A 2,388-nucleotide genomic window follows, 5' to 3' on the forward strand; every position below is an offset into this window, starting at 1 on the left:
CGATCATGATGCTGTTCATGGGCCAGTTCGCGCTTTTCACCTATCTGCGCCCCTTCCTCGAGAGCGTCACCCGGCTTGATATCGCCGCGCTTTCGGCGATCCTGCTGGCGATGGGGCTGGCGGGGGTCCTCGGTACCTGGTGCGTCGGCCGGCGTTTGCGGACGCGCCTGTTCGGCATTCTCATAGTCATCCCGCTGGTCATGGCCGCGCTAGCAGTTGCGCTCGTCGCCCTCGGCGCCTCGCCAGTTCCCACAGCGCTGCTGCTCGTTGCCTGGGGTTTCTTCGGCACGGCCGCGCCCGTTGGTTGGGGCACGTGGCTCAGCCGCACGTTGCCGGACGACGCGGAGGCTGGCGGCGGGCTGCAGGTCGCCGTCATCCAGCTCGCCATCACCGGGGGCGCCGCCATCGGCGGCACGCTCTTCGATACGGTCGGCTGGTGGGGAGCGTTCACTTTTGGCTCGGTGTTGCTCTGCGGATCGGCGCTCGCCGCCTTCGCCGCATCGCATATGGCCCGGAGATCCTCGCAGTGATCATCGAGCATGCGACGCTCAGCCGCCGGACATTGCTCGGCGCCGCGCTCGCGGTGACGGCCTTGCCGCGCGCAGCCGCCAGCCGAGAGAGCAAGGCCCCAGTCAGCCAGGAGCCCTGCGACATGAAGATAGGGATGACTTTTAACGGCCGCACCATGACCGCCACGCTCTACGACAATCCGTCGGAGCGCGACTTCTTCTCCATGCTGCCGCTGGACCTCAAGATCGAGGACTACGCGCATAACGAGAAGATTGCCTATCTGCCGCGCAAGCTAACGGAGGAGGGAAGCGGTCGTTCGCCAACGAGCAGCCCTATGACCTCTGCTATTTCATGCCCTGGGGCAACCTGGCGATGTTCTACGATGACTACCGCCACCCCGGGCTGATCAGGCTCGGCCGTTTCGACGAGGGCGAGCAGGCCCTGCATGTGCGCGGCGAGTTCTCGCTCCGCATCGAACGCATCTGAGGACACAAGGGAGATCAATGATGGACATTCTTCGCGCGGGCAGCAGGGCTTCCGGCAAGGGACCGGCTGACTGGTTCACCGGCACGGTGCGGATCGATCCGCTCTTCAACCCTTTCGACGCCGCGCGAGTCCAAGGCGCTCAGGTGACCTTCGAGCCCGGCGCGCGCACGGCTTGGCATACTCATCCGCTTGGCCAGACGCTGATCGTCGCCTCCGGCCGAGGCCGCGTGCAGCGCGAGGGAGGCCCGGTCGAGGAGATTAGGCCCGGTGACGTCGTCTGGTTCGCGCCGGGAGAGAAGCACTGGCATGGGGCGTCGCCCAAGACAGCGATGAGCCATATCGCGCTCCAGGAGGTTAAGGACGGTAAGGTCGTCGACTGGATGGAGCATTTGACGGACGCACAATACGGTGCCTGAGAAATCAAACCATCAACTTTGGAGAACTGCCATGATCAAGGACAAGGTCGTAATCATCACCGGAGCTTCATCGGGCATCGGTGAGGCAACCGCGAAGCTGCTCGCGAACAAAGGCGCCAAGGTCGTGCTTGGCGCGCGGCGCGCTGACAAGCTGAAGCGGATCGTCGACGAGATCGCGAACAACGGCGGTCAGGCGGCCTACAAGGAACTGGACGTGACAAAGCAGTCCGACAACGACGCTATCGTCGAGTTGGCCAGGAACGCGTTCGGCCGCGTCGACGTCATGTTCCTGAACGCTGGCCTCATGCCGATCTCGCCACTATCGGCACTGAAGACCGACGACTGGCACCAGATGGTCGACGTGAACGTCAAGGGCGTCCTGAACGGCGTCGCCGCGGTGCTGCCGGAGTTCCTAGCACGCAAATCCGGACACATCATCGCCACCTCTTCAGTCGCCGGGCTCAAGGCCTACCCGAACGGCGCGGTCTACGGAGGCACGAAATGGTTCGTGCGCGACTTCATGGAAGTGCTGCGCATGGAGTCCGCCATGGAAGGCACTAACATCCGCACCGCGACCATCTATCCGGCCGCGATCAACACGGAGCTGCTTGAAACGATCAGCGACGAAGGTACGGCCGCCGCGATGCAGAACACCTATGACAAATACGGAATCTCGCCGGACCGGATCGCTGACGTCGTTGCGTTCGCCATCGATGCACCGGAAGACACCACGATCAACGAGTTCACTGTCGGGCCCGCCAACCAACCCTGGTGATCCGAACTGAAGCCTCCGCCAACTAACGTCATCAGATTGCTTCGACGAATGACACACCTGCCGACATCGTCAACACCATTGCGTTCGGTCGCGGTTACCCTGCTGCCAAGCATGGGGGCGGTGTTGGCCGGGTTTGTTGTCATCGGCGCAGCGTTGCCTGTTCTTCCACTGCACGTCAGCCACAATCTGGGATTCGGTAGT

General features: G+C 63.1%; 2 protein-coding genes and 2 pseudogenes. All 4 read left to right on the forward strand.

Annotated elements, in window-relative coordinates; all coding sequences use genetic code 11:
* Positions 1 to 530: pseudogene (locus EN925_RS32140) on the forward strand (MFS transporter); the annotation flags it as partial.
* Positions 531 to 583: 53 nt separating this feature from the next.
* A pseudogene (locus EN925_RS32145) lies at positions 584 to 996 on the forward strand (cyclophilin-like fold protein).
* Between the two features lie 20 nt (positions 997 to 1,016).
* Positions 1,017 to 1,412, forward strand: coding sequence for a cupin domain-containing protein (locus EN925_RS32150; protein WP_127370528.1), 396 nt, complete (start codon positions 1,017 to 1,019; stop codon positions 1,410 to 1,412).
* 31 nt (positions 1,413 to 1,443) lie between these two features.
* Positions 1,444 to 2,187: an SDR family oxidoreductase gene (locus EN925_RS32155; RefSeq protein WP_127371751.1), complete on the forward strand. Its 744-nt coding sequence runs from the start codon at positions 1,444 to 1,446 to the stop codon at positions 2,185 to 2,187.
* Positions 2,188 to 2,388: the final 201 nt, after the last annotated feature.

The sequence above is a fragment of the Mesorhizobium sp. M7A.F.Ca.US.006.04.2.1 genome (genome assembly GCF_004022915.1).
Taxonomy (GTDB): domain Bacteria; phylum Pseudomonadota; class Alphaproteobacteria; order Rhizobiales; family Rhizobiaceae; genus Mesorhizobium; species Mesorhizobium ciceri.

Bases quoted from the DNA above. Each gene is read 5' to 3' on its own strand.
- EN925_RS32150 (WP_127370528.1), top strand. From the start codon at position 1,017: ATGGACATTCTTCGCGCGGGCAGCAGGGCTTCCGGCAAGGGACCGGCT.
- EN925_RS32155 (WP_127371751.1), top strand. From the start codon at position 1,444: ATGATCAAGGACAAGGTCGTAATCATCACCGGAGCTTCATCGGGCATC.